Source organism: Paraburkholderia metrosideri, from assembly GCF_904848625.1.
In the GTDB taxonomy this organism is placed as follows: Bacteria; Pseudomonadota; Gammaproteobacteria; order Burkholderiales; family Burkholderiaceae; genus Paraburkholderia; species Paraburkholderia metrosideri.
The window spans coordinates 249,738-270,963 of sequence record NZ_CAJHCP010000011.1 but is presented as its reverse complement, the minus strand read 5'-3'; the positions used below and the strand labels follow the sequence as shown (position 1 = coordinate 270,963).

Below are 21,226 nucleotides of genomic sequence, written 5' to 3'. Positions count from 1 at the left end.
TCGTTCGCTTTATTGCGGTGCGGCAAGACCACCTGAAAAGGTCCGCAAAGCCCGCTGCACAACCTTCTGACGCTGCCGATTATAGGCAGCCTCCCGGTCAAATGGAACGTATTTTCCATTTTTCTTTGTCATGAAATTTTCATTGCAACACGTTGGAAGATGACCTACTCTTGGTCGTGAGCGATGGTGAATCGGCGACGTATGCCGCGTTGTATGTGGATAGAAAGCCGCCGGCCATACGTTCCCTTTAATAACGACAGACCGAGAAAGGTGGAGACAAATGAGACTTTCCAAGGGCAAGGCTACGCTCAGGGTTCTGGTGGCGGCATTGACGTTGGCGACGGGATTTGGCGCAGCATCGGCCGCCCGCGCGGCCGATGCCCACTTCGTGCTGATCAGCCACGCGCCGGATTCGGACTCGTGGTGGAACACCATCAAGAACGCGATCAAACAGGCCGACGAGGACTTCAACGTCGAGACCGATTACCGCAATCCGCCGAACGGCGACATCGCCGATATGGCGCGTCTGGTCGAACAGGCTGCCGCGCGCAATTACGACGGCGTGATCGTCACCATCGCCGATTTCGACGTGCTGAAGAGTTCGATTAACAAAGTGACCGCGAAGAAGATCCCGCTGGTCACGATCAACTCCGGCACCGAGGAACAGAGCGCGCAACTCGGCGCGATCATGCATGTGGGTCAACCCGAATATGTGGCGGGCAAAGCGGCCGGCGAGAAGGCCAAAGCGGCGGGCGTTAAGTCGTTTCTGTGCGTGAACCACCTGGCCACCAACACGGTGTCGTTCGACCGTTGCCGTGGTTTTGCCGAGGCGATCGGCGTCGACTACAAGAGCTCGACGATCGACTCCGGTCAGGACCCGACCGAGATTCAATCGAAGGTCAGCGCGTATCTGCGCAATCATCCGAACACTGGTGCGATCCTGACGCTTGGACCGACCCCGGCTTCGGCCACGCTGAAAGCGGTTGAACAGATGGGTCTCGCGGGCAAGATCTACTTCTGCACGTTCGACTTCTCCGACGACATCGCCAAAGCCATTCAAAACGGCACCATCCAGTTCGCAATCGATCAGCAGCCGTATTTGCAGGGCTATATTCCGGTCGCCGTACTGGCCATCGTGAAGAAAGAACACACGACGGACCCCGTGAAGATCCGCCAGATTCTCGAAGCGAATCCGAAATTCAAGGCACGTCTCGCGACTTACGGTCTTGCGCCTTCGTATGGGCCGAAGAACATCCGTTCGGGTCCGGGCTTCATCACCAAGGAAAACCTCGACAAGGTTATCAAGTACGCAGGGCAGTATCGCTGATTCCTTTCTCTAGCTAGTTAGTCACGCGCACGGCGGGCCACGCTGCGAGTCAACACGATTCGCAGCGGGACGTCTGCCGCCCGCGCGCTTTTCACCGGCTGTCGTTCCCGCAACGCAACTCCGCTTAGCTACGAACACGGTCCGGCACCAAGGAGACATCATGGGTGTAGCCGGCAAACACTTCCCACCGCACGTCAAAACGAATCCTGCTGCGCAGCGCGATAACGACGCAACGTCGCTGCCGGATGCCGACGAGCGCGTGCGCAAGGAATCCAGGTTCGGTCATTTGTTGAATCGCCCCGAATTCGCCGCGATTTCCGGCGCGGTGCTGGTGTTTCTCGTCTTTGCGTTGAGCGCGGGCGGCTCCGGCATGTTCAATCTCGACGGCGTGATGAACTGGTCGCAGGTGTCGGCGTATCTCGGCATTCTGTCGGTCGGTGCATGTCTGCTGATGATCGCCGGCGAGTTCGATCTTTCCATTGGTTCGATGATCGGCTTCGCCGGGATGATGGTGGCGATTCCGTCGGTCTATTTTCACTGGCCGATCTCGCTCGCCATCCTGTTCGCGTTTGCCGGTTCGATGCTGCTCGGCGCGTTGAACGGTTACCTCGTGATGCGCACGCGCTTGCCGTCGTTCATCGTGACGCTCGCGTTCCTGTTCATTCTGCGCGGCCTCACGCTGGCGCTGTCGATCATGTTCGCGGATCGCACCATCGTCTCCGGGGTCGGCGATCTCGCGCAGCAGGACTGGCTCGCGAACACGCTGTTTCATGGCGTCGCGCTCAGCGGCCTGTTCCTGACGCTCGCGCACCACGGCATCGGCACCCTGCTCGATAACGGCCATGCGCTCGTGCCCGGCATTCCGAAAGTGATTCTGTGGTGGCTCGCCCTCGCGGCAGTGTGCGCTTTCGTGCTCGCTAAGACACGCGCTGGCAACTGGATTCTTGCGGTAGGCGGTGATGCGAACGCGGCGAAGAACGTCGGCGTGCCAGTGCGTCGCGTGAAGATTCTGTTGTTCGTGCTGACCGCCTTCTGCTCGTGCCTGTTCGCGGTGCTGCAGGTGTGCGACATCGGTTCGGCTGCGGCCGACCGTGGTCTGCAAAAAGAATTCGAAGCGATCATTGCCGCGGTGATCGGCGGCACGTTGCTGACGGGCGGCTATGGCTCGGTAATCGGTGCGTGTTTCGGCGCGCTGATCTTCGGTGTCGTGCAGATCGGCATTACATACACCAACGTCAGCTCGGACTGGTTCCGCGTGTTCCTCGGCGTGATGCTGCTGATCGCCGTGCTGTTCAATCACTATGTGCGCCGCCGCGTCGCGCAGTCGTAACGAGGAGACGAACATGTCCGACACGAACTCTGTGAACCCCGTCCAGAATGAGGCCGCCCTCGCCGATGCGTCTGGCGATGACGTGATCCTCGCATTAGAAAACGTCTACAAGTACTTCGGCAAGGTCATCGCGTTAAGCGGCGTGACGTTGCGCCTGAAGCGCGGCGAAGTGCATTGCCTGCTCGGCGATAACGGCGCGGGCAAGTCAACCTTGATCAAGACCCTCGCCGGCGTGCACCAGCCCTCTTCCGGCCAGTATCTGGTGGACGGCCAGCCGGTGTTGTTCGAATCGCCGAAAGACGCGCTCGATCTCGGCATCGCCACCGTCTATCAGGATCTCGCGCTGGTGCCGCTGTTATCCGTCGCTCGCAACTTCTTCATGGGCCGCGAGCCGGAGAAGAAGCTATTCGGCTTCCTCAAAGTGATGGATCTCGAAACCAGCGCGATCACCGCCCGCGACAAGCTCGCCGAAATGGGCATCAACGTGCGCGATCCGCATCAGCCTATTGGCACGATGTCGGGCGGTGAGAAGCAGTGTCTGGCGATTGCGCGCGCGATCCACTTCGGCGCACGTGTGCTGATTCTCGACGAGCCGACTGCGGCGCTCGGCGTCAAGCAAAGCTTCAACGTGCTGAAGCTGATCCACAAGGCACGCGCGAAAGGCATCTCGGTGATCTTCATCACACACAACGTGCACCACGCGTATCCGATCGGCGATTCGTTCACGATTCTCAATCGCGGCAGATCGCTCGGCACCTTCACGAAGGAAACCATCAGCAAGGACGAAGTGCTCGACATGATGGCCGGCGGCGCCGAAATGCAGAAGATGATCGGCGAACTCGAAGGCGCGACGATCTGATCGATTCGCGTGACCTGGCCCGACGCCTGGTGCCGGGGAATCACGCTCAGCTATTCAGGAATATTCATGGATCACTCCAGCACATCCAGCGGGACCGCGTCGGTATCGGCGTCCGCCAGTCGCTTCGCGCCGGGCCGTAGCCGCGATATCGTCTGCCTCGGCCGCCTTGCTGTCGATCTGTACGCGCAGCAGGTCGGCGCACGGCTCGAAGACGTGTCGAGCTTCGCGAAGTATCTCGGCGGGTCGTCGGCGAATATTGCATTCGGTTGCGCACGGCTCGGACTTGCTTCGGCAATGCTCGCGCGCGTCGGCAACGATCATATGGGCCGCTTTCTCACCGAGACGCTAACTAAAGAGGGGTGTGACGTTAGCCACGTCCGTGTCGATCAGGAACGTCTGACTGCTCTGGTCCTACTCGGTCTGAAAGATCGCGATACCTTTCCGCTGATCTTCTACCGCGAAAACTGCGCAGACATGGCCGTGGATGAAGCCGATTTCGACGAAGCGTACATTGCGTCGTCGAAAGCGCTGTTGATTACCGGCACGCACTTCTCGACCGAACAGGTGAACCGCACGAGCCGCCGCGCACTCGACTATGCGCGCCGCAATCAGGTTCGCACCGTGCTCGATATCGACTATCGGCCGGTGTTGTGGGGTCTCACGGGCAAAGCGGATGGCGAGACCCGCTTTGTCGCGAGCGAAGGCGTGACCGCGCATTTGCATAGCATGCTGCCCTGGTTCGATCTGGTCATCGGCACCGAAGAAGAGTTTCGTATTGCGGGCGGCAAGCCGGAATTAGTCGATGCACTCGCTGCCGTGCGCGCCGTCACGCCCGCCACGCTCGTGCTCAAACGCGGGCCGTTGGGCTGCCAGATTATCGACGGCGACGTGCCCGCGTCACTCGATGACATACCGGTACAAGGTGGCGTCGAAGTCGAAGTACTCAACGTACTCGGCGCAGGCGATGCATTTGCGTCAGGCTTTCTGTCCGGCTGGCTGCGCGACCAGTCGCTCGAAGCTTGCGCGCGGACCGCGAATGCGAGTGGTGCACTGGTCGTGTCGCGCCACGGTTGCGCGCCGGCCATGCCGACACCCGCCGAACTCGACTACTTCCTGCGCGAAGCAAAAGCCGATCCGCAGCGTATGCGCCGCCCGGATCGCGACGCCACGCTCGCGCGACTGCATCGCGTTTCACCGGCACGCAAGCAATGGAACGAAGTACTCGGTTTCGCATTCGATCATCGCAACCAGTTCTTCGAACTCGCGCAGCAAACCGGCGCAGATGACGCACGTATCGCGCGTTTGAAGGGGCTGTTTGTCGAAGCCGTTGCGCAGACCGAAAGCGCGTTGAATCTGCAAGACCGTATCGGCGTACTGATCGACGACCGTTATGGCCAGGATGCGTTGAATGCGGCGACGGGCCGTGGCTGGTGGATCGGCCGCCCGGTTGAACTGCCGGGCTCGGTGCCGCTGGTGTTCGATCACGGGCGCTCGATCGGCACGACGTTGATCGCATGGCCGCAAGAGCATATTGCCAAATGCCTCGTGCAATTTCACCCTGACGAACCCATCGAGCAGCGCCTCGAACAGGAAGCGCAATTGCGTACGCTCTACGACGCGACGCAGGCAAGCGGACATGAATTACTGCTGGAAGTCATCCCGCCGAAACATGCTCATTTGCCGCAGGCGCCCGACATCGTTTATCGCGCGTTGAAGCGGTTGTACAACATCGGCATCTATCCCGAGTGGTGGAAGCTCGAACCGATGGAAGCCGCACAGTGGCAAGCGATCGACGCACTGATCGCCGAGCGTGATCCGTATTGCCGGGGCGTGGTGCTACTGGGTTTGTCGGCAGGCGTCGAGCAGTTGAACGACGGCTTTCGCGCGGCGGCGCAGTCGGCGACCTGCCGTGGCTTCACCGTGGGCCGCACGATCTTCCACGAGCCCAGTCATGCGTGGCTCGCCGGTGACATCAACGACGACGAACTGATTGCCCGCGTGCGGCGCACGTTCGAAACGCTGATCGCGTCATGGCGCGCAACCCGTGGCACGAGCGCGCAGGCAGGCGCACCGAGTCATGTTCATCAGGAGCAGGCGGCATGAACCAGCGCGTAATGCATCACGATGCGGCGTCCGCCAACGACGCGAGCGACGCTCATCCCCCCAGCGGCGGCACCGTACGCCTGACCACGGCTCAGGCACTCGTGCGCTATCTCGCCGCGCAGCGTGTCACGACCGAAGATGGCAAGAGCACCGAGTCGCTCTTCGGCGGTGTGTTTGCGATCTTCGGCCACGGCAATGTCGCGGGCATGGGCGAAGCGTTGTATCAGCATCGCGAAGAACTGCCCACGCTGCGCGCTCACAATGAACAGGCGATGGCGCACAGTGCGATCGCGTACGCGAAGGCAAATTTCCGCAGGCGCATGATGGCGGTGACCACGTCTATCGGACCCGGTGCGACGAACCTGCTGACCGCCGCCGCGCTCGCGCATGTGAACCGCTTGCCGGTATTGCTGCTGCCCGGCGATATTTTCGTGTCGCGTGCGCCCGATCCGGTGTTGCAGCAAGTCGAGGACTTCAACGATGGCGGCGTCTCCGCGAATGACGCATTCAAACCGGTGTCGCGCTATTTCGACCGCATCGTGCACCCGGCGCAACTGCTGAGCGCGCTGCCGCGCGCGTTGCGCATCCTCACCGACGCCGCGATGTGCGGGCCCGTCACGCTCGCGCTGCCGCAAGACGTGCAAGCTCAGGCGTACGACTTTCCCGCCGACTTCTTTGCGCCGCGCGTCGTCAGATTTCATGCGCCGGCGCCACGGGTCGACGAAATCGATGCTGCGTTCGCGCGTCTGCGACATGCCAAACGTCCGTTGATCGTCGCGGGCGGCGGTGTGCTCTACGGTCGCGCGACCGAAGCGCTGCATCGCTTCGCGACGGCGCACGGCGTACCGGTTGCCGAGACCCAGGCAGGCAAAGGTGCGCTCGCGTGGAACGATCCGTTGAATGCGGGTGCGTTAGGCGTCACCGGTTCGCCGGCCGCGAATGCGCTCGCGAACGACGCCGATTGCGTGCTGGCAATCGGCACCCGCTTGCAGGACTTCACCACCGGCTCCAATACCTTGTTCACCCAGGCCGATGTGATCGCGATCAATGCGAATGCATTCGACGGTCTCAAACATCGCGCACTCATCGTCGAAGCCGACGCGCGGCTCGCGCTCGATGCGCTCGCCGATCCGCTGCAGGGATGGCATGCAGACCGCACGTGGACCGCCCGTGCGCACAAGCTCGCAGCCGGCTGGCGGGATACGGTGAGCACGCTCACGCACGCGCCGCAACGCGAATCCGTGCTGCCCTATGAAGGCGATGTGATCGGCGCAGTGCAGCGTTCGAGCGCGCGCTCCGCCACGGACGACATCGTCGTGTGCGCAGCGGGCACGTTACCCGCCGAATTGCACAAACTATGGCGCGCGGGAAAACCTGGCGCGTATCACGTCGAATACGGCTATTCGTGCATGGGATACGAGATTGCGGGCGGACTCGGCGCGAAACTCGCGCGGCCTTCGCGCGAAGTGATCGTGATGCTCGGCGACGGCAGCTATCTGATGATGAACAGCGAAATCGCGACCTCGGTGATGCTCGGCGCCAAGCTGATTGTCGTGGTGCTCGACAATCGCGGCTATGCCTGCATCAACCGTTTGCAGCAGGCCTGCGGTGGCGCGCCGTTCAACAATCTGCTCGACGATTGCCGGCAAGGGCCGCTCGGCGCCCCGAAGATCGATTTCGCCGCGCATGCGCGAGCGTTGGGGGCGCAAGCCGAGCATGTCGCGAATATCGCTGAACTCGAAGCTGCGATGCAACGCGCGCGCGCGGCCGATCGCAGCTACGTGATCAGCATCGATACCGACCCCGCCCGCACCACCGACGACGGCGGCTGGTGGTGGGAGGTCGCGGTACCGGAAGTCTCGTCGCGCAATGCGGTGCGCGATGCGCGCGCGAAATACGATGCGCAACTCGCGGCACGCGCCGATCCGGCTGCGCTAAACGATGACGCCACCCCTACCGATCATGAATGAGGACGCTCGCATGACTGCTTTCGACGTACGTATCGGTATCAATCCGCTATCGTGGATGAACGACGACCTGCCCTCGCTAGGCGGTGAAACGCCGCTCGACGTCGCATTGACGGAAGGCCGCAAAATCGGCTATCAGGGCTTCGAACTCGGCAACAAGTTTCCGCGCGAGCCGCAGGCATTGAAAACACTGCTTGCGCAATACGATCTCGCGCTGGTGTCCGGCTGGTATTCAGGACAACTCGCGCGACGCAGCGTGGAAGAGGAAATCGCGGCCGTCGGGCCGCATCTCGAACTGCTCGCGCAGAATGGCGCGACGGCGATGGTGTATGGCGAAGTTGCCGATTCGATCCAGGGCGCACCGCAGCCGCTTTATCAACGGCCGCGCTTTTTTAGCGACGCGCAGTGGGCCGGCTACGCCGCACGTGTCGATGAATTCGCGCGCTATACGCTGAGCCGAGGTGTGCGGCTCGCGTACCATCATCATATGGGCGCCTATGTGGAGACACCCGCCGACGTCGATCAATTGATGGCGCGCACGAGCGATGCCGTCGGCCTGCTGTTCGACGCCGGGCACATTACGTTTGCCGGCGGCGATCCGTTGGTGATGCTCGACAAACATATCGCGCGGGTCTGCCATGTGCATTGCAAGGACGTACGTCCCGCTGTGATGAAACTGGCGCGCAATCGCAACTGGAGTTTTCTCGACGCGGTGATCGCAGGTGCGTTCACGGTGCCTGGCGACGGCGCGGTGAATTTCCCGGCAATCATCGACCGGCTCAAGCGACACGGTTATCGCGGCTGGCTGGTGGTCGAAGCGGAACAGGACCCGATTGTCGCGCCATCGTATGAATATGCGCTAAAAGGCTTCAGGACTTTACGGACACTGGTCGATGCGCCACTCGGCGCAGCCGACACTACGCGGCAGGAGGCAGCATGAGTTTATTGGTCAAGGCGCAGCGCGAAGGCCAGACGATCGCGCGAGTGACACCGCAATCGGCTTGCTGGCGTTATGTGGGATTCGCGGCATACCGGTTGGAGACCAGCGAAGTGGTGCATGTGTTCGAACCGTCGCGCGAGGTGTGCATTGTCGTGCTAACCGGCGCCGTGGATATCGAAACGCCTGACACCAAGTGGACCTCGCTCGGTTCGCGTGACAGCGTCTTCGAGGACGCCGCGCCCTATGCGGTGTATCTTCCGCCGAACGTGCAGGTCACCGTGCGCGCCTGTCGCGATGCGGAGATCGGCGTCGCCAGTGCGCCGGCGAAAGGCGAATATCCTGCGAGGCTGATCGAGCCCGCTTCAATGAAACGCTCGGCCCGCGGCAAAGGCCTGAATACGCGATACGTGTGCGATATTCTTCCGCAAACGGAGCCTGCGGAGTCGCTGCTCGTGGTCGAAGTGAGAACGCCGGGCGGCCACGCTTCGAGTTATCCGCCGCATAAGCACGACACCGACAACGTGCCTCACGAGAGCTCGCTCGAAGAGACTTACTATCATCGGCTCGATCCACCGCAAGGGTTTGCGTTTCAGCGCGTGTACACCGATATGCGCGATATCGACGAATCCATGGCCGTCGAGAACCACGATGTCGTGATGGTGCCGCGCGGCTATCATCCGGTCGTCGTGCCTTATGGGTACGACTCGTACTACCTGAACGTGATGGCCGGTGGACAGCGGGTCTGGCATTTTCACAACGATCCGGCGCACGAATGGATCATTAATAAGGATGGTTGACGGTACGGCCTGCGCGGTGCGTTCAACGCTCGATGTTCGACGTTTGACCTTCGACGTCCGCAAGCACCGCGCAGGAGCCCTCTACTTTCTCGTCGCCAGATCGACATTCAGGCCGCCGTCCGCACCCATTCGCACCGTCCCCTTCGATACGTCGCGGCGATATCCGTACAGATCGAACTTCATCACGCCCGGGTTCGAACTGTCCCTGATATAAGTGCGCGTATTGGTGACCAGCGAGTTGAACATCTTCACGTCGCCGGATTCGATCCATACGAAGCTTTTTCCCGCATTGGCCGGTGGCCGCGCGGTGGCAATCGCGGCATCGCGCTTGAACTTCAACACGAGCCCTTCGTCAGTCACCGTCGCGCCTGCCAGGCGCCCTTGCAATACCGGCGGTGGGAAAACCGTGTACTGGTCGAACACCAGCGCGTTGCCCTTTAGCGCGACACCCTTGCGCGTGAAAGGCGTCAGCGACGCCAACGGAATATCCAACGCGCGCAGCAGACCCGCCTGGGGCACGCCGAGCACCTTGACCGAAGTCGGCTCATACACGAGATGCCGCTCGTCTGCAGCGACGATCGTGCCGCTCATCGTGGTCGGCAGCCAGACGCCGGGGAAGTGATTCCACAGTTTGATTCCCCCGGTCACTTCCAGTTTGCCGTCCACCGGTTTCAACTGCAGGTCGTTCAGTGAGCGCGGCTCGTAATCGAGCAGATAGTCGTTAAATAACGCCGCCATGGCAGGCCACGGTTCCACCACCTCGCCGCCGATGATGTGTATATCGAACTGATCGGGGTCGTCGAAATCGACCGGTTGACCCGGCCGCTTCGGAACCATCTGCGCGTCCAGTGAGCGTACGTGAAAACCTATGCGCCCCGCGACGTAGAAGTCCACGTTCTCGACGTGAATCAACGGCGCTGCCGTTGAAACATGACGTTCATCGGTCAGCGCCGAACCTGGTATTGCGGCGCTCTGCCCGGAAAACGCCGCCCGCGTACCGACCGGAATGGCATGTGCCACCGACGCCGTGCGCATCGTCTGCGGCACGTGTTGCCAGACCAGCCGTGCCTGCGCGAGCGCCGCCTGTTGTTCGCGGATAAAGCTGTCGTTAAAGCGCGCGCTGGCGCTGCCCGTTTGCAACGATGCGTCCTTCGATCCACCGGCACTCGCGCTAGCCAGCGTGGGATACGACGGCAGATGCACATCGAGCGCGCCGGCTTCGTCGAACGTGAAATAGCCGGCCGCCATCTGATCGCGATAGTGGTACAGGTCCAGCACGAACGGCGTGGCGTTATCGATCGGCGTGAGCGCCATGTCGATGTTCATCGGCATCGAGCGCATGAATTTGACGTCGCCGCCCTGCACCAGCATCCCGCGTGCGGGCATCGTTGCAGGCCAGTCGATCTTCGGCACCGTGTGATCGTCGAGTGTGAAGCGCACGCCCGCGGCGCTCGTGTCGATCATCGTGATGGTCATGCGCAACGCGGGCGGCGGCGTGAGTTTCGCCACCTGCATCACGACATCGTCGCCGTCGAGCCGCGCAATCGGTGTGTCCACTTTCAGCAGATCGGCCATTTTCACGTGTGCGGCCTGCATCAGCTTGTCCGCCCCCACGCCTGCCACTTCGACATGATCGGCGTGAAACACGAGTTCGTCGGCATTGCGCATCGACAGTGAACCGGCCAGCACGATCGGCACCCACGTGTCGCGATGCATTTCCCCGGTGATGCGCAACGTGCCGCCGTCCTGCGGCACGACCCGCATGTTGCGCAGCGGCGAGCCCTGATACTGGAACAGATAGCGATCGAAAATCGCCGTGAGTTTCGCGCTGTCGAGTGTGACTTCGCCTCGGTGTACGTTGATCGTCACGCTGGTCGGATCGTCGAATACGACCGGCTGGCCGGGATGCGACGGTGTCAGCGTCGCGGCCATGTCGTGAATCAGGAAGCCGATGTCGCCGGTCACGCGAAAATCGACGTCGCGCGCGAACATCAGCGAACCGTCGATGCCGGAATCGCGCAGCGTCAGCGGACGATCGCGCTTTTCGGTCATGCCGCTAGCGGATGGCACACGTGCGGCGACATTGTGTTCGGCGGCGAGTTGCCGGGCTTTGGCGGCTTCCAGCGCGGGGCGCTGTGACGAAGGGGTGCTAGTCGCCACGTCGCTGTTCGCCACCGCGGCTGTGGCCCCTGACGATGCCGATGCCGATGTCGATGTCGACGAAGCTGCGGTTGCATCCGCCGTGGTCGAACTTGCGTCGGCGCAAGCGGACATCAGCAGCGCGGCCATCAGCAGTGCAGCACCGACACCAGATCGCGACCGCCAGTCATCGCGCGCATACGCCGCATCGTCGTTCGAGCCATGCAAGTGGGACCACGCGTCAAGCCGGTCCACCGCCCTTTCACCGAACCTCGCCCTTCGTTTCATGATGTCTCCTCCTGAAGCCGCGACGCGTCTTGCGCGCGCCAGACACGGCAGGGTTCGTCACGCAGACGAGGGCTTGAAACATCAAGCCACCATTGCGCGCCTTTGCCCTGATTGTGTTGATTTGTCAGCGCGTTGCCGACAAGATTTCTGGAGGGCGCTCACCAAACGATCAAGCGTTTGAATCGTTTGGCCGGGTAGTCGGCAAGCCGCATGTATCGGGCTTGAGCGCGTGGCCGGGAGATGAGATTCAAACGGTAGGGGAAACGCGTTGGCGACGCGGCACGGCGTCTTGCGAGGAACGCGGGCCGCGCTGCGGCTCACCGTCGGCATGCGGCAATGCAATAAAAGCGCGCACGCCCACCACGCTGATCAACCTACGCCGAGCCATTCGTTCAGCACGTCAGTGCGTGCCCGGAACGACGCGAGGTCGCCTTCATACACGATCTCGCCGTGACCCATGACGGCGACGCGACTGGCAATCGCCTGCGCGATCACGAGGCGCTGTTCGATCAGCAGAATCGCGCCGCCGCGCTCACGCAGCACCCGCAGACAGCCGGCGACCTGTTCCATCACCTGACTCGCGAGGCCTTCACCAGGTTCGTCGATCACCAACAGATCGGGATCGCCGAGCAGCGCGCGCGCCAGCGTCAACATCTGCTGCTCGCCGCCCGACAGCACTCCGGCACGGGTGCGCTTGCGCTCGCCGAGTACCGGAAACAGCGCATAGGCGTCGTCGATCGTGAAGCGAGGGATGCGGCCGCGCGTTCGCGGCGCCAGCCCGAGCTGCAGATTTTCGTAGACGCTCAGCGCCGGAAATACATCGCGATGCTCAGGGACGTAGCCAAGCCCAAGACGGGCGATCTCGAAGGTACGCAGACCCGCCAGCGAACGGCCCGCGAAGCGCAGGCTGCCATCGCTGCGCACGAGGCCCATGATCGCGCGCGCCAGCGTCGAGCGGCCGGAGCCGTTACGCCCGACCAGCGCCAGCGCTTCGCCAGCGTCGATATGCAGCGTCAACCCATGCAGCACCTGGCTCGCGCCATACCATGCGTTCAGTTCGCGGATGTCGAGCAACGCGGTCATGTGCTGAACCCTTTGGCGGGTGGCTTGCCTGGTGCACTGGCTGATGGATTGGCGGGTGCTGCGCCAAAGCCATCGCCAAGATACGCGGCGCGCACCGCCGCATCGGCACGAATCGCGGCCGGTGTCCCGGTTGCGATGATGCGCCCTTGCACCAGCACCGAAATGCGATCGGCGATGGAGAACACCGCGTCCATGTCGTGCTCGACCATCAGCAGCGTACGGCCCGCAGTGGCCTCGCGAATCAGCTCGATGGCATGCGCCGCTTCCGCGCGATTCATGCCGGCGGTCGGTTCGTCCAGTAGCAACGTGTGTGCGCCGCCCGCCAGCGCGATGCCGAGGTCGAGCGCGCGTTGCCCGGCATAGCTGAGCGTGCCCGCCAGAACGTCGCGCCGTGCGCTCAGGCCCACCGCGTCGAGCACCTGTTCGGCGCGTGCGTCGACCGGGCGCGATCCGCTGAAGCGCTGCCACCAGCGCAGGCGGTCGCGCTCGGCCAGCATCGCCGCACAGCGCAGGTTGTCGAACACGCTCAAGCGCGCGAATACGCTGGTGCTCTGGAAACTGCGCGCGAGACCGCGACGGGTGATCGCAGCGGGCGGCAGGCGCGTGATTTCAGCACCGAACAGATCGATGCGTCCCGCGTTGGGACGCGCGGCGCCGGCGATCAGATTGAAGATCGTCGACTTGCCCGCGCCGTTCGGTCCGATCAGCGCGTGGCGCTCGCCGGGTTCGATCGACAGAGTGACGCCACGCAGAATCTGCGTGGCGCCGAAGCGCTTTTCGACGCCGTAGAGGGCGAGCGCGGGGATCATGGCGCAGCTCCTCCGGTGGATGCCGCGGAGTCGACGTGGTGAGTGCGATTCGCGAGCTTCGCCCGCGCACGCACGGCGGCATGCGCGCAGAGTGCGCCCAAGGCTGCCAGCGCCGTCAGCGCAACGCCCAGCCAAAGTGGCGAGGTGGCCATGGCCAGCGGCACACCCGTCACGTTCAAACCCGTGCCGTCGTCCGCGCCGAATTGCGCGGCGTAGGCCCATTGCACCGCCAGCACGACGGCCGCGATCCACAGCGAGGTGGCCGCCGCGCCCCATAGATAAGCGGCGCGGCATCTGCGCCAGCCGTGGGTTGCAAGCTGGGCCGTATGACGCTGTATGAAACCGGCCAGTCCATCCGGCGATGCCACCACGACCACCACGAAGAACAGGCCCAGATAGAACAGCCAGGCCCGTGTCACGCTCGCCACCGCGACGCTGAAAAACGTCAGCACGACCGCACCCGCCACCGGCCCGAAAAACGCGCCCGTCCCGCCGATGACTGTCGCGATCAGCACCGAGCCCGAGCGCATCATGCTGACACTTTCCGTCGATACCAGTTCGAGATTGATCAACCCCAGCGTCCCCGCGACGCCCGCAAAAAACGCCGACAACACCACCACGCCATAACGGACGCGCCGCGGATAGCAGCCAATTGCCGCCGCTCGCACCGGGTTGTCGCGCACGGCATTGGCAACGCGCATGAACGGCGTGCGCGATAGACCGAACATCGCCACGCTGGCCAGCAGACACCAGCAAGCGATGAGCGCATAAGCCTCGCGCGCCGGGCCGAAGCTCCAGCTTCCTGACCACCCACCCCTCGCGCGATCGATCGCGACCCCCGCTTCGCCGCCGAACCAGTCGGGCAGCGCCCACGAAGCCGCCACCACGAGTTCGCCCAGGCCGAGCGTGATCATCGCGAAAGCGGTACCGGCGCGCCGCGTCGAGATGAAACCGAACGGCACGCCGCACAGCGCGCCGCCGATTCCACCGATCAACGGTAGCCACACGAGCGGCACGCCGATCCGGTTGAACACCTGCGCGGCGATCAGCGCGCCGAGTCCGGCATACATCGCATGTCCGAACGACAGCAAACCCGTTTCGCCGAGCAGCAGGTTGTACGACAGCGCGAACACGATCATCGTCGCGCTCTGCGCGAGATAGGCGAGCAGCCAGCTTTGCGGCCAGATAAACGGCGGCAGGACGAGGAAGATCGTCAGCGCGAGCCACGGGATGAGCGCACGCGCTCCAGACGCCCCGCGCCCCTTAAACAGGTTCATCGCGCCGCCCAAAGAGACCGCGCGGACGTAACGCCAGCATTCCCACCAGCAGCAGATACGGAATCAGCGGCGCGACTTGCGCGAGCGTCAGCGCGTCCCACTCGGGCGGCGCCGTTGCGCCGGCCGCCGACAGCACGTCGCCCAGCGACACATCGCTCGCCACCGCGAGGGTCTGCACACAGCCGACCAGCAACGACGCGACGAGCGCCCCGCTCAGCGAACCCAGCCCGCCAATCACGACCACCACGAATACGATCGAGCCGAGCGACTCCGCCATTGACGGCTCGATGACGAACAGCGGCGCGCCGATCACGCCGGCGAGCGCGGCGAGCGCCGTGCCCGCCGCGAAGACGCCGGTAAAAACACGCGGCACGTTGTGCCCGAGTGCTTCGACGGCGCTCGCGTGCGTCAGCGCGGCCCGCACGATCAAGCCCGCTTTCGACACCCGCAACACCGCGTACAACACCACCAGCATCGCCAGTGACACCGCCATCATGAACGCCCGGTAGCGGGCAAAAGCCGCACCGTAGAGCGTGAACAGCGGCCCGTCGAGCACCGGCGGGATGCTCGCGGAAAGCGGGTTCAAGCCCCAGCCGAGCTTGACCAGTTCGCCTAACAGATAAGCCGCGCCGAAGGTCAGCAGCAACTCCGGCAAATGGCCGTGCACGCGCACGCGACGTAACAGCCAGCGCTCGAGCGCCGCGCCGATCAGGCCGACGACGAGCGGCGCGATCACCAGCGCACTCCAGAATCCCGCATGCGCGGCAACCGAGAAACCGACGTAAGCGCCGAGCATGTAGAAACTCGCATGCGCGAAATTCAGCACGCCGAGCATGCTGAAAATCAGCGTCAATCCCGCCGACAGCATGAACAGCAGCAGCCCGTAGCTGACACCGTTCAGCAGATTGATGACGAACGACTGCACGCGCTTATTCCGTCCACATGTCGACGGCGAGCGGCTGTAGCGCCGCGCGCAGATTGTCCGGCAGACTCACGGGACGCCGCGTCGCGCGATCGACGTACACGTGCACAAAATGCCCTTGCGCAGCGGGTTGGTCGCTGCCCTCCCTGAATAGCCCGACTTCGTAACGCACGCTCGTCGTGCCGAGCCGCACCACCCGCAAGCCCGCTTCGATCCGGTCGGGAAAGACGAGCGGTGCGAAGTAGTTGCAATGCGTCTCGACGACGAGCCCGATCGTCGCCCCGTGCTCGAAATCCAGCACGCCCGCGCGGACCAGATACTCGTTCACCACGGTGTCGAAATAGCTGTAGTAGATGACGTTGTTCACGTGACCGTAGACATCGTTGTCCATCCAGCGGGTCGTGATGGGCAGGAAATGCGGATACGCGCTGCGCTCGGCGGGGGCGGGTTTGCTCATCGTGGCAGGGTGTGAGGTTAGGTTGAGATTGAGGTTGCCGTGCGCGGACATCGTGACCGGGTGCAGCGCTTTGCCGATGGTCCGGCTGCCGTACTCGCCGTAACAATGCCCGGCATGCGTGCTTCGCTGCGACACGGTCGGCAGACGGAAAAATTCGCCGTGGCGCGCTCCATTCCGAGGACGGCGAAGGCAACAGCGTATCGACGCATTTGCTGATCGCCGATGCGCCTACTGCCCGGGCCTCTCGACGAATTCAAACGGCAAGCCGCGCCGCCGCATCCATTCCCCAAGCGCCTGACCGGTGCCCGCGCGCCATGGACGCAAGCTGGCCGGCTCGACCAGCCGGTATTCGAGCAATTCCGGCGACAGCGCAATCGTGCCGTTCGCTTTCACGTGATACGCGATGATCAGTTCGTTCTTGCGGATAAATTCGTACACGCCGATCAACTCGACCGATTCCGCGTGCAGTGACGTTTCCTCGCGCACCTCGCGAGCGATGCCCTCTTCCGGCGTCTCGCCATTTTCGAGGAAGCCGGTAATCAGCGCGAACATGCCTTCAGGCCACGCGGCGTTACGCGCCAGCAGAATCTTGCCCTCGTATTCGACGATCGCTGCCACCACCGGCAGCGGATTGTCCCAGTGGACATAACCGCAGGCGGGATCGGGACAACTCTGGCGAATCCGTCCGCCTTCGTGTTCGGGGTCGGCGCGTTGGGTCAGCGGCGTAGCGCAACGGGGACAAAATCGGTAGTCGGTCATGGGGTGAGGATGTCTCTTTTATCTTGTGTGGGAAGGGGCATCTGCGGGTCGGGATCGAGTTGAGCGAGGAAGGCAGCGGAGCCTTGCGGGGTTGGGGCTCGGGATGTCGGCGAGCGTCCTGCCGGTCACCGCGTCCTGCGCGCTATTCGCTATTGCCTTTGCGTTCAACCGTTAGGTCATCGCGCGCATTGCTCGTTGCTGTCCCGTTACAGCCGTATCACGCCGCGCACAACTCGCGCACGTCGGCTGCAAAACGCTCGACTGTCGCCGGCTGCGTGTCCCATGCGCACATCAGCCGGCAACCGCCTGCACCAATGAACTCGTAAAACTTCCAGCCCCGCGCGCGCATCGCGCTGGCCGCTGGCGCGGGCAACTGCGCAAAGACCGCGTTCGACTCGCGCGGAAACATGATGCTGACGCCGGGAATTTCCTGCAACCGCGTTTGCAACAATTCGGCCATGGCGTTCGCATGACGCGCGTTGCGCAGCCACACGTCGTTATCGAGCAGACCCAGCCACGGTGCGGAAATGAAGCGCATTTTCGACGCCAGTTGACCGGCCTGCTTCAGACGGTACGCGAAATCGTCCGCGAGTGAGCGGTCGAAAAACACCACGGCTTCGCCGACTGGCAAACCGTTCTTGGTGCCGCCGAAGCACAGCACGTCAACGCCCGCGCGCCACGTGATTTCGGACGGATGCACGTCTAGCGCGGCAACCGCATTCGCGAAACGCGCGCCGTCCATATGCACTTTCAGATGACGTCGCCTGGCAATCGCCGCGATCGCCCGCACTTCCTCGACGCTGTAGACCGTGCCGACTTCCGTCGATTGCGTCAGCGTGACGACTTTGGGTTTCGGGTAATGGATATCGGCGCGGCGCGTGACGACGGCTTCGATCGCGTCCGGCGTGAGTTTGCCGCCGATGCCAGGCGCGGTCAGCAGTTTCGAACCGCCGGAGAAGAATTCGGGGCCGCCGCATTCGTCGGTTTCGATATGGGCGAGTTCGTGGCAGATGACCGAGTGATACGACTGACACAGCGACGCGAGCGCCAGCGAGTTCGCCGCCGTGCCGTTGAATACGAAGAACACTTCGCAGTCGGTCTGAAACAGATCGCGCAGACGGTCGCACACCTGATTGGTCCACGAGTCGTCGCCATAGGCTGGCTCGTGGCCGCTGTTATTGGCGGCGATCAGCGCCTGGAGCGCTTCGGGGCAGATGCCGGCGTAGTTGTCGGACGCGAAGTGTTGCATGGCGGGCGGCGCGTTGGACGATGGACGCGCTGTGGTGACGGGAAGCGGCTATTTTAGTGCGGCTGCGGGGGATTTGGGTTGGGGGCTTTGGGTTAAGGGCTTTGGGTTGAGGGCTTTGGGTTGGGGGCTTTGGGTTGGGGGCGTCGGGTTGAGGCTTCGGGTTGGGGGCTTCGGGTTGGGGGCTTCGGGTTGGGGGCGTCGGGTTGGGGGCGTCGGGTTGAGGCTTCGGGTGCAGGCTTCGGGTGCAGGCTTCGGGTGCAGGCTTCGGGTGGAGGCTTCCGCTTGAGGCTTCGGGTTAAGGCTTCGGGTTGAGGCCTTCGGGTTCAGGCTTCCGCTTGAGGCTTCGCCGGGGACCGCCCTATATTGACGGTCCCAGCGAAGCCTTTATCGACCGAGCCGCCCTTTAGCCCAAGCTCGCGGCACCGTCCGCCAAGGGCGGTTAGTTGCAGCCGCAATCGGGCATCCGGCTACGTCCTCGACCGCGCGGCGCCATGGCCACCACGACCAAACCCGCTGCCCCCAGCACCAGCGCTCCCGCCGCAAGCCACAATGCCGGCGAAAACGACCCGGTATGTTCAGCGATCGGCGCAGCGACGAGTGGCCCCACAATCTGACCCACGCCATAGGCTGCCGTCGCGAAACCCATCAACCCAGCGGCATTGTCGCCACGCAGACGCCGTGCCTCGCGCATGGCGAACAGCGTGATCGCGGTAAAAGGCAAACCGATCAGGACGCTGCCGATCGAAAACCCGCCCGCCGTCGGCCAGATAATCCCGGATGCGATGCCACACGCTTGCAGCACGTAGCAGCCAGCGAGCAGCGTCCGGTTGTCCCAATGTCCTGGCAGCCGCGCCGCCAGCAATGCGCCGACTATCAGCGCCGCGCCGAACATCGGCCAGAACAGGTCGGGCCACGCCGAGCCCGGCAGCGCGTGGCGCGCGATGACCGGCAGGAACGTCGCGGTAATGATGTAGCCGAAGCCCGGAATGCCGTAGAGCAGGACGAGCCAGAACGCGTCGACGCGCTGGGCAGCGGGATTCTGTGCTTGAACGTGGATCCGCGCGTCGGCGTCGCCGGTCGTAGAGGCGTGGGCCGCCGACTGCGCGTTCGAGCGCACGCTGTCACCGGACTCACTCCCGGCACGCACGCCGACCGGCGCCGCGGAATGTCCGACGCCCACACGACGGGCCGGTCGCCCCGGGTCAGCGGCAGGCAAGTCCCTGAAGATCGGCCAGACTACGGCCGACAGAACCAGCGCTATCAGCCCAAAGCCGATCCACCCCATCGTCGCACCATATCCGCCCGCGACGCTCACCAGCAACCCGGTTCCCACGATGCCCACCCCTGGCCCCGTATAAATCACACCGCCCCACCCATGCGCGCCAAGTTCGGCGAGCCGCCGCAACCCCCACTGCGACGCAAACACGAAGGTCCACGCACTGGCCGCGCCGGCGACGAAACGCACGGCCGCCCACACCCAGAACTGGTTCGTGACGCCCATTGCCAGCGTCAACAAAACCGTCGCGACCAGCCCGGCGCGCACCATCCGCGCCGGGTCGATCCGCAACGCAGCACATCCGACCGCGCCGACAAAATAGCCCGCGTAATTGAACGACGCCAGCCAGCCGCCGTGCTGGATGTCGAGTTGCGGCTGGCCGAGGGCCGCACCGTGGAGCATCAGCGGTAACAGCGGCGTGAAAGCGAAACGCCCGATACCAAGGGCAACGGCAAGCGTCACCATGCAGGCAAGCGCTGCGCGGCGAGCGTGACGGTCAACGGCGGCATCGGGCGCGTGGGAGGCGAGATCGTTCATGAGCATGTCGATTTAGGGCTGTAACGCGGCCCGTTGACCTGGTTAATGTGGACTCAACCCATATTAGCTTGACCGAACGATCACGAAAAATGAATAATTAGGATATCAACCATCGCCAGGAGAGAACCATGGATCTGGCCGCCCTGACTATCTTTCGCGCTGTCGTGCGGGAAAACGGCGTGACGCGCGCTGCCGCCAAGCTCAATCGCGTGCAATCGAATGTCACGACGCGCATCAAGCAGCTTGAAGAGCAACTCGGCACGGACCTGTTCATCCGTGATGGCCGGCGGCTCGTGCTAACGCCGGCCGGCGAAACGCTGCTGCCTTACGCCGAACGTCTGCTTGCGCTCGCCGACGAGGCGCGTCACGCGGTGCGCGAAGATCGCCCGAGCGGGCGCCTGCGGTTGGGCACGATGGAAAGCGTCGCAGCCACACGCCTGCCCAGCCTGCTTGCGCGCTATCACCAGCAGTGGCCAGCCGTCGCGCTGGAGCTCGAGACCGGCACGACCGGCAAACTGATCGAGCGGGTGCGCGAGTTCGAGGTGGATGCCGCTTTGCTGGCTACGCCGCTCGATCCGGCGTCGCTCGGCGACCTGTTTGAGACGGTGCCGGTATTTCGGGAAGAATTGGTGATGCTCACGCCACGCGGCCACCGGCCAATTCGAGAAGTGCGCGACGTTGCGCTCACCACGCTGATCGCGTTCGAACAGGGTTGCGCTTACCGCGCGTATATCGAGAAGTGGTATCTGGAGCACGGCGTGCGGCCGGCGCGGGTGCTGGAGCTTGGCTCGTATCACGCGATCGTCGCATGCGTGGCGGCGGGCGCCGGGGTCGCGGTGGCACCGCGCTCGGTGCTCAATTTGCAAACCGATGCCAACAACATCACGGTCCACGAGTTGCCCGATATCGGAGTGATCGAGACGTTGCTCGTCTGGCGACGCGGGCATTTTTCTTCCGCGCTCAATGCGTTGAAGAAAACGCTGATGGCACCGGACGACGCGGGGAATTCGTCCAACGGAGAAGTTGCTGCAGGTGTGGACGCGACTGTGAATGCGAACGTTGCCTGACTGAGCGCGCCGAAATGGAAAACGCGGTCTGGCCATGCCC

The 21,226-nt window shown here is 63.4% G+C and carries 18 protein-coding genes; 8 read left to right on the top strand and 10 right to left on the bottom strand.

From position 1 onward, the window contains the following. Positions 1 to 9 precede the first annotated feature (9 nt). Positions 10 to 132 carry a hypothetical protein gene (locus LMG28727_RS34590; protein WP_268960542.1) on the bottom strand — a complete coding sequence of 41 codons (123 nt, stop codon included), beginning with the start codon at positions 130 to 132 and terminating at the stop codon, positions 10 to 12. A 148-nt stretch (positions 133 to 280) separates the two neighbouring features. Between LMG28727_RS34590 and LMG28727_RS24900 the strand changes: the two genes are divergently transcribed. From LMG28727_RS24900 to iolB, 7 genes are all read left to right on the top strand, one after another. Next, positions 281 to 1,327, top strand: coding sequence for a sugar ABC transporter substrate-binding protein (locus LMG28727_RS24900; protein ID WP_201644963.1), 1,047 nt, complete (start codon positions 281 to 283; stop codon positions 1,325 to 1,327). A 160-nt stretch (positions 1,328 to 1,487) separates the two neighbouring features. Next, positions 1,488 to 2,657: an ABC transporter permease gene (locus LMG28727_RS24895; protein WP_201644962.1), complete on the top strand. Its 1,170-nt coding sequence runs from the start codon at positions 1,488 to 1,490 to the stop codon at positions 2,655 to 2,657. A 13-nt stretch (positions 2,658 to 2,670) separates the two neighbouring features. Next, positions 2,671 to 3,516 carry an ATP-binding cassette domain-containing protein gene (locus LMG28727_RS24890; protein WP_201644961.1) on the top strand — a complete coding sequence of 282 codons (846 nt, stop codon included), beginning with the start codon at positions 2,671 to 2,673 and terminating at the stop codon, positions 3,514 to 3,516. Positions 3,517 to 3,582: 66 nt separating this feature from the next. Then, positions 3,583 to 5,619, top strand: a complete 2,037-nt coding sequence (locus LMG28727_RS24885) for a bifunctional 5-dehydro-2-deoxygluconokinase/5-dehydro-2-deoxyphosphogluconate aldolase (RefSeq protein WP_201644960.1) — start codon at positions 3,583 to 3,585, stop codon at positions 5,617 to 5,619. Then, positions 5,616 to 7,589 (top strand): 3D-(3,5/4)-trihydroxycyclohexane-1,2-dione acylhydrolase (decyclizing), encoded by a 1,974-nt coding sequence (iolD, locus tag LMG28727_RS24880; protein ID WP_201644959.1) that lies wholly within the window; start codon positions 5,616 to 5,618, stop codon positions 7,587 to 7,589. The genes LMG28727_RS24885 and iolD overlap by 4 nt, the downstream gene beginning before the upstream one ends. 10 nt (positions 7,590 to 7,599) lie before the next feature. Then, a complete protein-coding gene (gene iolE, locus LMG28727_RS24875; protein WP_201644958.1) occupies positions 7,600 to 8,526 on the top strand; it encodes a myo-inosose-2 dehydratase in 927 nt (308 codons plus the stop codon). Next, complete coding sequence (iolB, locus tag LMG28727_RS24870) at positions 8,523 to 9,323, top strand: 5-deoxy-glucuronate isomerase (RefSeq protein ID WP_201644957.1); 801 nt, start codon at positions 8,523 to 8,525, stop codon at positions 9,321 to 9,323. Before iolE ends, iolB begins: the two co-directional genes overlap by 4 nt. Before the next feature lie 81 nt (positions 9,324 to 9,404). Here the strand turns inward: iolB and LMG28727_RS24865 are convergent, their stop codons facing one another. The 9 genes from LMG28727_RS24865 to LMG28727_RS24825 all read right to left on the bottom strand — a co-directional run bounded on the left by LMG28727_RS24865 (position 9,405) and on the right by LMG28727_RS24825 (position 20,119). Beyond that, positions 9,405 to 11,612, bottom strand: coding sequence for a hypothetical protein (locus LMG28727_RS24865; RefSeq protein WP_201644978.1), 2,208 nt, complete (start codon positions 11,610 to 11,612; stop codon positions 9,405 to 9,407). 507 nt (positions 11,613 to 12,119) lie between these two features. After that, positions 12,120 to 12,833: an ABC transporter ATP-binding protein gene (locus tag LMG28727_RS24860; RefSeq protein ID WP_201644956.1), complete on the bottom strand. Its 714-nt coding sequence runs from the start codon at positions 12,831 to 12,833 to the stop codon at positions 12,120 to 12,122. After that, positions 12,830 to 13,642, bottom strand: coding sequence for an ABC transporter ATP-binding protein (locus LMG28727_RS24855; RefSeq protein WP_201644955.1), 813 nt, complete (start codon positions 13,640 to 13,642; stop codon positions 12,830 to 12,832). The genes LMG28727_RS24860 and LMG28727_RS24855 overlap by 4 nt, the downstream gene beginning before the upstream one ends. Continuing rightward, positions 13,639 to 14,919, bottom strand: a complete 1,281-nt coding sequence (locus tag LMG28727_RS24850; protein ID WP_201644954.1) for a branched-chain amino acid ABC transporter permease — start codon at positions 14,917 to 14,919, stop codon at positions 13,639 to 13,641. Before LMG28727_RS24850 ends, LMG28727_RS24855 begins: the two co-directional genes overlap by 4 nt. Further along, positions 14,906 to 15,844 (bottom strand): branched-chain amino acid ABC transporter permease, encoded by a 939-nt coding sequence (locus LMG28727_RS24845; RefSeq protein WP_201644953.1) that lies wholly within the window; start codon positions 15,842 to 15,844, stop codon positions 14,906 to 14,908. Before LMG28727_RS24845 ends, LMG28727_RS24850 begins: the two co-directional genes overlap by 14 nt. A 4-nt stretch (positions 15,845 to 15,848) precedes the next feature. After that, positions 15,849 to 16,298 carry an acyl-CoA thioesterase gene (locus LMG28727_RS24840; RefSeq protein WP_201644952.1) on the bottom strand — a complete coding sequence of 150 codons (450 nt, stop codon included), beginning with the start codon at positions 16,296 to 16,298 and terminating at the stop codon, positions 15,849 to 15,851. 228 nt (positions 16,299 to 16,526) lie between these two features. Then, positions 16,527 to 17,057: an NUDIX domain-containing protein gene (locus LMG28727_RS24835; RefSeq protein WP_201644951.1), complete on the bottom strand. Its 531-nt coding sequence runs from the start codon at positions 17,055 to 17,057 to the stop codon at positions 16,527 to 16,529. Positions 17,058 to 17,274: 217 nt separating this feature from the next. Next, the gene (locus LMG28727_RS24830) at positions 17,275 to 18,306 is read right to left on the bottom strand and encodes a threonine aldolase family protein (protein ID WP_201644950.1); all 1,032 of its coding nucleotides are present in this window, start codon (positions 18,304 to 18,306) and stop codon (positions 17,275 to 17,277) included. A 439-nt stretch (positions 18,307 to 18,745) separates the two neighbouring features. Next, positions 18,746 to 20,119, bottom strand: a complete 1,374-nt coding sequence (locus LMG28727_RS24825; protein ID WP_201644949.1) for a YbfB/YjiJ family MFS transporter — start codon at positions 20,117 to 20,119, stop codon at positions 18,746 to 18,748. Positions 20,120 to 20,247: 128 nt separating this feature from the next. Between LMG28727_RS24825 and LMG28727_RS24820 the strand changes: the two genes are divergently transcribed. After that, entirely contained in the window at positions 20,248 to 21,186 is a 939-nt protein-coding gene (locus tag LMG28727_RS24820) for a LysR substrate-binding domain-containing protein (protein WP_201644948.1), read from the top strand. Positions 21,187 to 21,226: the final 40 nt, after the last annotated feature.